9 protein-coding genes are annotated in these 9,793 nt (G+C 57.0%); 7 read left to right on the plus strand and 2 right to left on the minus strand.

The genetic code is table 11. From position 1 onward, the window contains the following. Positions 1 to 291: 291 nt before the first annotated feature. A complete protein-coding gene (gene ung, locus ABLX76_RS11765; RefSeq protein ID WP_023290673.1) occupies positions 292 to 981 on the plus strand; it encodes a uracil-DNA glycosylase in 690 nt (229 codons plus the stop codon). A gap of 55 nt (positions 982 to 1,036) precedes the next feature. Here ung and ABLX76_RS11770 read toward each other — a convergent pair whose 3' ends face one another. Beyond that, entirely contained in the window at positions 1,037 to 2,122 is a 1,086-nt protein-coding gene (locus ABLX76_RS11770) for a tRNA/rRNA methyltransferase (protein ID WP_023290674.1), read from the minus strand. A 203-nt stretch (positions 2,123 to 2,325) separates the two neighbouring features. Between ABLX76_RS11770 and trxC the strand changes: the two genes are divergently transcribed. The 5 genes from trxC (at position 2,326) to ABLX76_RS11795 (ending at position 8,046) form a co-directional block, all read left to right on the plus strand. Next, the gene (trxC, locus tag ABLX76_RS11775; protein WP_002914091.1) at positions 2,326 to 2,751 is read left to right on the plus strand and encodes a thioredoxin TrxC; all 426 of its coding nucleotides are present in this window, start codon (positions 2,326 to 2,328) and stop codon (positions 2,749 to 2,751) included. 69 nt (positions 2,752 to 2,820) lie between these two features. After that, complete coding sequence (gene tapT / locus ABLX76_RS11780) at positions 2,821 to 3,519, plus strand: tRNA-uridine aminocarboxypropyltransferase (protein WP_032453740.1); 699 nt, start codon at positions 2,821 to 2,823, stop codon at positions 3,517 to 3,519. A gap of 34 nt (positions 3,520 to 3,553) precedes the next feature. Next, positions 3,554 to 6,205 carry a protein lysine acetyltransferase gene (pat, locus tag ABLX76_RS11785; protein ID WP_049013875.1) on the plus strand — a complete coding sequence of 884 codons (2,652 nt, stop codon included), beginning with the start codon at positions 3,554 to 3,556 and terminating at the stop codon, positions 6,203 to 6,205. Between the two features lie 120 nt (positions 6,206 to 6,325). After that, the gene (gene pssA, locus ABLX76_RS11790) at positions 6,326 to 7,681 is read left to right on the plus strand and encodes a CDP-diacylglycerol--serine O-phosphatidyltransferase (RefSeq protein ID WP_023290677.1); all 1,356 of its coding nucleotides are present in this window, start codon (positions 6,326 to 6,328) and stop codon (positions 7,679 to 7,681) included. 41 nt (positions 7,682 to 7,722) lie between these two features. Next, positions 7,723 to 8,046 (plus strand): YfiM family lipoprotein, encoded by a 324-nt coding sequence (locus ABLX76_RS11795; RefSeq protein ID WP_004201811.1) that lies wholly within the window; start codon positions 7,723 to 7,725, stop codon positions 8,044 to 8,046. A 3-nt stretch (positions 8,047 to 8,049) separates the two neighbouring features. On the opposite strand, the gene ABLX76_RS11800 is transcribed toward ABLX76_RS11795, so the two are convergent. Further along, complete coding sequence (locus tag ABLX76_RS11800) at positions 8,050 to 9,348, minus strand: MFS transporter (protein ID WP_023290679.1); 1,299 nt, start codon at positions 9,346 to 9,348, stop codon at positions 8,050 to 8,052. An 80-nt stretch (positions 9,349 to 9,428) separates the two neighbouring features. Between ABLX76_RS11800 and ABLX76_RS11805 the strand changes: the two genes are divergently transcribed. Next, a partial coding sequence (locus ABLX76_RS11805) for a hypothetical protein (protein ID WP_348874539.1) occupies positions 9,429 to 9,793 on the plus strand: 365 nt, incomplete at its 3' end.

Raw genomic sequence — 9,793 nt, forward strand, 5'->3', positions numbered from 1 at the left:
TTTATTCGATTTTGGCCTCTTCGCGGCCAATTGGTAAAACCATTGTTGTATGAGTGTATATATATCAGCCGCACCCTCGGCATTCTTTGATATAAATCAACAAAAACCACTCACTCTAAGTGGGTATGCAAGGATTTTATTGTTTTACATCAAGTTACGCCATAAGCCGCTATAAATAATTTTGTAAATTTTCAATTTTTTTTGCATAAAGGCCCGCGTCAAGCCGTGTCGATTTTGTTCTGTAGAAAGAAGCCGTTAAGCTATAGCGATGACCCTTTGCAGGAGAGCAAGATGACCACCCCTTTAACCTGGCATGACGTGCTGGCGGATGAAAAGCAACAACCCTATTTTCTCAATACTCTGAAGACCGTCGCCGAAGAGCGCCAGTCCGGGATCACCATCTATCCACCGCAAAAAGATGTCTTTAATGCGTTTCGCTTTACCGAACTGGGCGATGTCAAAGTCGTCATTCTCGGTCAGGACCCCTATCACGGCCCGGGGCAAGCCCACGGTCTGGCGTTCTCGGTTCGCCCCGGCGTCGCAATCCCGCCCTCGCTGCTGAATATGTACAAAGAGCTGGAGGCCACTATCCCTGGCTTTACCCGCCCTACCCATGGTTACCTGGAAAGCTGGGCGCGCCAGGGGGTGCTCCTGCTTAATACGGTCCTGACCGTCCGCGCCGGGCAGGCGCACTCGCACGCCAGCCTCGGCTGGGAGACGTTTACCGATAAGGTAATCGCGTTAATCAATGAGCACTGCGAGGGGGTGGTCTTTCTGCTGTGGGGCTCCCATGCGCAGAAGAAAGGCGCGATTATCGATCGCCAGCGCCACTGCGTACTGAAGGCGCCGCACCCTTCACCGCTCTCCGCACATCGCGGCTTCTTTGGCAGCAACCATTTCGTGCAGACCAATCAGTGGCTGGCCGATCGCGGCGAAGCGCCGATTGACTGGATGCCGGTCCTTCCCGCCGAAAGCGAGTGATCGACAGCCATAAAAAAAGCCAGCATCAGCTGGCTTTTGTATTCATGGACAGGTATTACGCCTTGTTCTGACGCCACCATTCCGCCAGCAGGACGCCGGTCGCCACAGATACGTTCAGGCTTTCGACATTGCCGGTACCATCGATGGCGACGCTGAGGTCCGCGCTGGAGATGGCTGCATCCGACAGGCCATCGCGCTCCTGGCCTAACACCAGCACCATTTTCTTCGGCAGCTCGGCTTTAAACAGCGGGGTACCATTATGGCTGGAGGTCGAGACAATCGCGTAGCCCGCCTGACGGAACTGATCCAGAGTATCGATGAAGCTGTCGCCGGTGATCGGTTCAACATGTTCCGCACCGCCTTCCGCCGTACGGATCGCCGCGCCGGACTCCAGCACGCCGGCATCCTGAACCACAACCCCCTTCACGCCGAAGTGCGCGCAGCTGCGCATGATCGCCCCGAGATTATGTGGGTTACCCACGTCCTCCAGCGCCAGAACGCAATCTTCTTCTGCGGCCTTCGCGACCCACTGGGCAACAGAGGTACCGTGGCGTTTTTTGATCAGGAAGCAGACGCCGCCGTGGTGATCGGTCCCGGAGGCTTTTGCCAGCTCGGCTTCATCAACCACATGGTAAGCTTTACGGTTAGCCGCCATCCAGCGCAGCGCCTCTTTAAAGCGCGGCGTCACGCTCTGGATAAACCAGGCGCGGACAATGGCTTCCGGGCGGCTCTGGAACAGGGCCTGACAGGCGTTTTCACCATACACGCGGGTCTCTTCCGCACGCTGGCGACGCAGTACTTCCGGATCGATAAAGCTCTTCCCGCTGATCCCGCCGTGATCCTCTTTTACCGGCGTCTCATCGCCAGGAGCGCGAGAAACGGTACGCCACGGGGATGCATCGTCACGATTAAAATCATCGCGCTTGCGCTCATCACGCTTGCGGTCATCGCGTTTACGATCGTCACCGCGGCTGTTTCGTTCGTCACGCGCAGGGCGGCTGCGGCCGTCAACACGAGATTTTCCTGGACGACCTCCCCCTTTCCCGGTACGTGGGTTATGGGTGCGTTTGTCAGAATCATCATCACTGCGGACATACATCACTTTGACCTTGCCGCTTTTATTTTTCAGTTCGTCGCTCATCAATTTTCTCCACCTGCGCTGCGCGAAGCGCGCAGATTACCCGATGTGTCATCGCTTCGCCATGATTTCGTTTAAAAGACGGCCTCTATTGCACTCATCGAACAAAACGCATTGTCCTTAAATAACACTTAATCGATAATATGTAACATCACAGAAACATATTGGCCACGTGCCACGTTGCAACCCATCACCAGAGGTTAGTTATGAATACCGTTTGTGCCAGTTGTCAGGCTCTGAACCGCCTCCCGGACGATCGTAGCGCGGATGGCGCAAAGTGCGGACGCTGCGGTCACGATCTTTTTGATGGCGACGTCATCAACGCGACCGGGGCAACGCTGGATAAACTCTTAAAGGACGATCTGCCGGTCGTTGTCGATTTCTGGGCGCCATGGTGCGGTCCCTGCCGCAGCTTCGCGCCGATCTTTGAAGACGTCGCGGAAGAGCGTAGCGGGAAGATGCGTTTTGTGAAAGTTAACACCGAAGCGGAACGTGAGCTTAGCGCACGGTTTCGTATCCGCAGCATCCCGACCATTATGATGTTCAAAAATGGCGAAGTGATCGACATGCTCAATGGCGCGGTGCCAAAAGCGCCATTTGATAGCTGGCTAAACGAAGCCGGACAGCAGTAATCCTTCCGGGGCACCGCTTGTGCCCCGTTTTCGCCTCTGCGACAATAGCGTTTTTCACTAGCGACTCCCATGACTGATAACGCTGTCCTTCGCCTGCGCGCCGAACGTCTCGCGCGAGCCACCCGCCCTTTCCTTGCTCGCGGCAACCGCATCCGCCGCTGCCAACGCTGTCTGCTGCCGCTCAAGCAGTGCCTGTGCGCCACGTTAACGCCGGCGCAGGCCACCAGCCGTTTCTGCCTGGTGATGTTTGATACGGAGCCGATGAAGCCCAGCAACACCGGCCGGCTCATCGCCGATATTCTGCCGAATACCGAGGCTTATCAATGGTCGAGAACCGAGCCGCCGCAGGGGCTGCTCGATCTGGTCGCCCATCCCGATTACCAGCCGATGGTGGTGTTTCCCGCCTCCTACGCCGCACCGGAGCGCCAGGTCCTGAGCGCGCCGCCGTCCGGCAAACCGCCGCTGTTTATCATGCTCGACGGCACCTGGACCGAAGCGCGTAAAATGTTCCGTAAGAGCCCTTATCTGGACGCGCTGCCGATCATCTCCGTCGATCTGTCGCGCATCTCAGCCTACCATCTGCGCGAGGCGCACGCCGACGGACAATATTGTACCGCGGAAGTGGCTATCGCCCTGCTGGATCTGGCGGGCGATGCGCCGGCCGCCGCCGCGCTTGGCGAACACTTCACCCGCTTTCGGACCCGCTACCTGGCGGGAAAAACCCAGCATAAGGGCAGTATCACAGCGGGCCAGGTGGAAAACGTTTAAAATCATTCGGTCACTGGGATGAAAGGAGACCGGTATGAGCCAACGAGGCCTGGAAGCGCTGCTGCGACCAAAATCCATCGCCGTTATTGGCGCATCAATGAAGCCGCAGCGCGCTGGCTATCTCATGATGCGCAACCTGCTAGCCGGCGGCTTCAATGGCCCGGTACTGCCGGTGACCCCCGCCTGGAAGGCGGTGCTTGGGGTGCTGGCGTGGCCCACCATCGAGAAGCTGCCGTTTACGCCGGATCTGGCGGTGCTTTGTACCAACGCGCGACGTAATCTCGAGTTGCTCGAAGCCCTGGGGCAGAAAGGCTGCAAGACCTGCATCATTCTCTCTTCGCAGCCGGAACAGTATCCGGCGCTGCTCGAATGCGCTGCGCGCTACCAGATGCGCCTGCTCGGCCCAAACAGCCTGGGACTGCTGGCGCCGTGGCAAGGCCTGAACGCCAGCTTTTCGCCGGTCGCGATCCACCGCGGTAAACTGGCCTTTATCTCGCAGTCGGCCGCCGTCTCCAACACCATCCTTGACTGGGCGCAACAGCGCGAGATGGGGTTTTCCTACTTCATCGCGCTGGGCGATAGCCTGGATATAGATGTCGATGACCTGTTGGACTTTCTGGCCCGCGACAGCAAAACCAGCGCCATTTTGCTTTACCTTGAGCACCTCAGCGACGCGCGCCGGTTTGTCTCCGCCGCGCGCAGCGCCTCGCGAAACAAGCCAATCCTGGTGATCAAAAGCGGCCGTAGTCCCGCGGCGCAGAAACTGTTGCACGTCAATTCAGGGATGGATCCGGCATGGGACGCGGCCATCCAGCGTGCTGGTCTGCTGCGAGTCCAGGATACCCATGAGCTGTTCTCCGCCGTAGAAACCCTGAGCCATATGCGCCCGCTGCGCGGTGAAAAACTGATGATCGTCAGCAACGGCGCGGCGCCGGCGGCGCTGGCGCTGGATGAGCTTTGGTTGCGTAACGGTAAGCTGGCGACCCTCAGCGAGGAGACGCGCGACGCCCTGCGCCAGGCGCTGCCGGGCGGCGTTGAGATCGCCAACCCACTGGATCTACGCGATGACGCCAGCAGCGAACACTATCAGCGGGCGGTGAACATTCTGCTTAACAGTCAGGACTACGACGCGCTGCTGGTGATCCACTCGCCCAGCGCCGCCGCGCCGGGCACCGAGAGCGCCCTGGCGCTGATAGACGCCCTGAAGCACCATCCGCGTGGCAAATATGTCACCGTGCTGACCAACTGGTGCGGCGAATTCTCTTCCCAGGAGGCGCGACGGCTGTTCAGCGATGCCGGCCTTCCCACCTACCGTACGCCGGAGGGCACCATCACCGCCTTTATGCATATGGTTGAGTACCGCCGTAACCAGAAACAGCTGCGCGAGACTCCAGTGCTGCCGGACTCGTTAACCGCCAATACCAGCGAAGCGCATGCTCTGCTCCAGCAAGCGATAGATGACGGCGCCACCACGCTGGATACCCACGAGGTCAGCCCGGTGCTCCGGGCCTACGGTATCCACACACTGCCAACCTGGATCGCCGCTGACAGCGCGGAAGCGGTGCATATCGCTGAGCAGATAGGCTATCCGGTTGCGTTGAAGCTGCGTTCCCCGGATATTCCGCACAAATCAGAAGTACAGGGGGTCATGTTGTATCTGCGTACCGCGGCAGAAGTACAGCAGGCAGCGGATGCGATGATCGATCGCGTCAGGCTGGCCTGGCCCCAGGCGCGCATTCATGGCCTGCTGGTGCAGAGTATGGCCAATCGCGCCGGCGCCCAGGAGCTGAGAGTGGTGGTTGAGCACGATCCCCTCTTCGGCCCGTTGATTATGTTGGGCGAAGGCGGCGTGGAGTGGCGGGCCGAGGACCAGGCCGCTGTGGCGCTGCCGCCGCTGAATATGAACCTGGCGCGTTATCTGGTGATCCAGGCGATCAAAAATAAGAAGATCCGCGGCCGCAGCGCATTGCGACCGCTGGATATCGCAGGCTTAAGCCAGCTGCTGGTTCAGGTCTCGAACCTGATCGTCGACTGCCCTGAGATCCAGCGGCTGGATATTCATCCCTTGCTCGCCTCCGGCAACGAGTTTACGGCGCTGGACGTTACCCTGGGGCTTGCTCCCTTTAGCGGCGACAGTGAAAGCCGTCTCGCTATTCGTCCCTATCCGCACCAGCTGGAGGAGTGGGTGGTGATGAAAAATGGCGATCGCTGTCTGTTCCGGCCGATCCTTCCGGAAGATGAACCGCAGTTGCTCGCGTTTATCGCTCAGGTCACCAAAGAAGATCTCTATTATCGCTATTTTAGTGAGATCAACGAATTTACCCATGACGACTTAGCCAATATGACCCAGATCGACTACGATCGAGAAATGGCGTTCGTCGCCGTCAGGACCACCGCGGAACAGAGCGAGATCCTCGGCGTGACGCGGGCGATCTCCGACCCTGACAATATTGATGCCGAGTTTGCTGTGCTGGTCCGTTCAGATTTGAAAGGGTTAGGCCTGGGGCGAAGGCTGCTGGAAAAGCTGATCGCCTATACGCAAAGCCATGGCCTGCAACGGCTGAATGGGATTACGATGCCGAATAACCGAGGCATGATCGGCCTCGCCAGAAAGCTGGGATTCACCGTTGATATTCAGCTGGAAGATGGGATTGTCAGTCTGTCGCTGCCCCTGAATCAGGGATAATCGCGCGACGCTGACCGCAATTGTTGACCACATTAGCGGGTAGTAATGGTATTATTGCCCGCTTACGTCGTCTGCATGGTACAGAAGACCCTTCAATAAACAGAGAAGAAACGCACTGTGATGTTGTCAAAATTTAAGCGTAATAAACATCAACAACACCTTGCCCAACTCCCTAAGCTTTCTCAGTCAGTTGATGATGTAGAGTTCTTTTACGCCCCTGCGGATTTCAGGGAAGCGTTACTGACCCGGATTGCCAACGCCACTCAGCGTATATGCATTATTGCGCTCTACCTGGAGCAAGATGATGGCGGAAAAGGAATTTTGCAGGCCCTTTATGACGCCAAACGTCAGCGTCCGCAACTGGATGTTCGCGTCCTCGTTGACTGGCACCGCGCTCAACGTGGCCGTATCGGCGCCGCCGCCTCCAACACCAATGCTGACTGGTATTGTCGGATGGCCAATGAAAATCCGGGCGTAGAGATCCCCGTTTACGGCGTGCCGATTAACACCCGGGAGGCGCTCGGCGTTCTCCATTTCAAAGGCTTTATTATCGATGACTGCGTCCTCTACAGCGGCGCCAGCCTGAACGATGTTTATCTGCATCAGCATGATAAGTACCGCTATGACCGCTATCAGTGCATCCGTAACGGCAAAATGGCGGACGTCATGTTCGACTGGGTCGACAATAATCTGGTTCAGGGACGCGGCGTGAATCGTCTCGACAGACCGGATCGGCCAAAAAGTCCGGAAATCAAAAACGATATTCGCCAGTACCGTCAGGAGCTGCGCGACCGCAGCTACCATTTTGTCGGCACCGCCGGTGACGAAGAACTCTCCGTCACCCCGCTGGTAGGCCTGGGGAAATCCAGCCTGCTGAACAAAACTATCTTTCACCTGATGCCCTGTGCCGAGCACAAGTTAACGATCTGCACCCCCTACTTCAACCTTCCTGCCGTGCTGGTAAGAAATATCATCCAGCTGCTGCGCGACGGTAAACAGGTGGAGATTATTGTCGGCGATAAAACCGCTAACGATTTCTATATTCCGGAAGATCAGCCGTTTAAAATCATCGGCGCGCTTCCTTATCTGTATGAGATCAACCTGCGGCGTTTCCTCAGCCGGCTGCAGTATTATGTGAATACCGATCAGCTGATCGTCCGCCTGTGGAAGGATGACGATAACAGCTACCACCTGAAGGGCATGTGGGTTGACGACGAGTGGATGCTGCTCACCGGCAACAACCTTAACCCGCGCGCCTGGCGACTCGATCTGGAAAATGCCATTCTGATCCACGATCCAAAGCAGCAGCTGGGAGCCATGCGGGAGAAAGAGCTGAAGCTCATCCGCACCCACACCACGGTGGTGAAACATTATCGGGATCTGCAAAGTATTGCCGACTATCCGGTGAAAGTGCGTAAACTGATCCGCCGACTGCGGCGGATCCGCATTGACCGGCTGATCAGCCGTATTCTCTGACAATCAGCCCCGCCTCGACGGGGCTTTTTTCTGGAAGCGCTATGCGTACGATAATCGTGATTGCTTCGCTGATGTTAACGGGCTGCAGCCACATGGCAAATGATGCATGGTCCGGTCAGGACAAAGCCCAGCATTTTCTGGCCTCGGCGATGCTGTCTGCCGCCGGCAATGAATATGCGCAACATCAGGGTTACAGCCGGGACCGCAGCGCTGCTATCGGCCTGATGTTTTCCGTCAGCCTCGGCGCCTCAAAAGAGCTTTGGGACAGCCGCCCGGCAGGCAGCGGCTGGAGCTGGAAGGATTTCGCCTGGGATGTAGCCGGCGCGACCACCGGCTACGCTGTTTGGCAACTGGCGCACCAGTAACGGCTAAAGACGCAGGCCTTTGCCTTTGCGATGCAGCATCAGGGAGACCAGGAAGGCGATGGCCGCCATCACCGTCACGTACCAGTAGAACGCGTGCTCTATCCCCGCCGATTTCAGCGACAGCGCGACATATTCCGCCGAGCCGCCAAACAGGGCATTCGCGACGGCATAGGACAGCCCTACCCCAAGCGCGCGAACCTGCGCCGGGAACATCTCGGCCTTCAGGATGCCGCTGATCGAGGTATAGAAACTGACAATCAGCAAGGCGCAGATCACCAGGCCGAAGGCAGCATAGGGTGAGCTCACTTTTTGCAAGGCGCTCAGGATAGGCACGGTAAATAATGTCGCCAGCACGCCAAAGCACAGCATGGAGGTACGGCGGCCAACTTTATCCGAAAAGGCGCCGAACAGCGGTTGAACCAGCATATAAACGAACAGCGCCGCGGTCATGATCACGCTGGCGGTGCTGGCCGTCATGCCCGCCGTGTTGACCAGATACTTTTGCATATAGGTAGTAAAGGTATAGAAGGTCAGCGATCCGGCGGCAGTAAAGCCCAACACCATCACGAAAGCCCGGCGATTACGCCACAACCCTTTAAATGAGCCAGCCTCTTTCAGCGCCCGGGTCTCCTGCTTTGAGGTTTCGTCCAGCTGGCGACGCAGCCACAGCGCGACGATAGCCAGTACTGCCCCGAGAGCAAAAGGAATACGCCATCCCCAGGCATGCAAATCTTCGTCGCTCAGCACCTGCTGGAGCGCCACGACCACTAATACCGCCAGCAGTTGACCGCCAATTAACGTGACGTACTGGAAAGAAGCATAGAAGCCTTTCTTTCCTTCAATCGCCACTTCACTCATATAGGTCGCGCTGGTGCCATATTCTCCACCGACCGACAGCCCCTGAAACAGACGGGCCAACAGCAGCAGCGCCGGAGCCCAGGTGCCGATGACCGCGTAGCCCGGCAGGCAGGCAATCACCAGTGAACCAAAGCACATCATACAGACCGAAATAAGCATGGAAGCTTTACGTCCGCGGCGGTCGGCGATCCGGCCAAACAGCCACCCACCGATAGGACGCATCAGAAATCCGGCGGCGAATACGCCTGCCGTTTGTAAAAGTTGAGTGGTGGTATTTCCGGATGGAAAGAAGATATGGGCAAAATAGAGCGAGCAGAATGAGTAGACGTAAAAATCAAACCACTCAACCAGATTTCCCGAGGAAGCGCCAACAATTGCCCAAATACGACGACGGGTATCGGCCTGCTCCGGCGCGGCCCGTTCGGTAATGCTACTCTCTGTCATTGTTATATTGCTCCAGCAAAGACTGCAGTCTGTCTTGTCGGGCGTACCACGTCACGCAGACAAATTAGTTAGTAAACTAAATGTTATATAATTGTTATATCTTTATATGTGATTACATTCACATTTTTTTTCGCAAGCGCGGTTTTCGCGATCAACGCCAGCGCAGAGGCAAGGAAAAAGTGGATTATGGCGAAGGGTTTGCCATGACGGGGTTTTATGTTGCTTTGAATGAAGATAATGGTGCGGGTATGGCGGGATTTTCTCCGGAGGCGGTGCTGCGCACCTTGTCCGGGCTACGGATCAGTAGCCCCGGTAAGCGCAGCGCCACCGGGGGAGGCATACACCACACAGCAAAAAACCCCGCACCTTTCGGGACGGGGTTCTTTTTAAACGCAAAAACAAAAAGCTCAGTCTTTCGACTGAGCTTTCTGCTTTATTTGATGCC

It is taken from the genome of Klebsiella sp. JB_Kp004 (assembly GCF_040065795.1).
Lineage (GTDB): Bacteria > Pseudomonadota > Gammaproteobacteria > Enterobacterales > Enterobacteriaceae > Klebsiella > Klebsiella quasipneumoniae.